Genomic DNA, 447 nt, shown 5'->3' on the forward strand with positions numbered 1-447 from the left:
CCATAAAGCTGCGACATCGTCGGATGTCAATGACAATCCGCAAGAAAAGTCAATTGAAACAACAGTTTAGAATTATTCTAAACTACGACTCTCAACTTTATGCATTTTCCTGCACCGGTCTTGCCGCTGAACTGTGCGATTGACAGCCGCCATCCCGGATGCGACCCGCAAAAGCTCGCTTGCAGCGGTGCCAGACAATTGCCATCTGGCGAAACATCCTAGGGTAGAATCAGGATTGGATGCGATGAAGAACGGTGTGGTCATTGTCGGCGCGGGTCATGCGGGCGTGCAAGCGGCCGCCAGTCTGCGCGAAGACGGCTATGACGGGCCGGTGATCCTCGTTGGGGATGAGGACGAACTTCCCTATCACAAGCCGCCGCTGTCGAAGACTTTCATCAAGGATGCCGAGGCCAAGCCGCAACCCTTGCGCGGCGAGGCCTTTTACAC

General features: G+C 54.8%; 1 protein-coding gene. It reads left to right on the plus strand.

The window, feature by feature from the left end; all coding sequences use genetic code 11:
- Window positions 1-235: 235 nt before the first annotated feature.
- A partial coding sequence (locus tag EN893_RS37600) for an FAD-dependent oxidoreductase (RefSeq protein WP_245490997.1) occupies window positions 236-447 on the plus strand: 212 nt, incomplete at its 3' end.

It is taken from the genome of Mesorhizobium sp. M7A.F.Ca.CA.004.04.2.1 (assembly GCF_004022825.1).
In the GTDB taxonomy this organism is placed as follows: Bacteria; Pseudomonadota; Alphaproteobacteria; order Rhizobiales; family Rhizobiaceae; genus Mesorhizobium.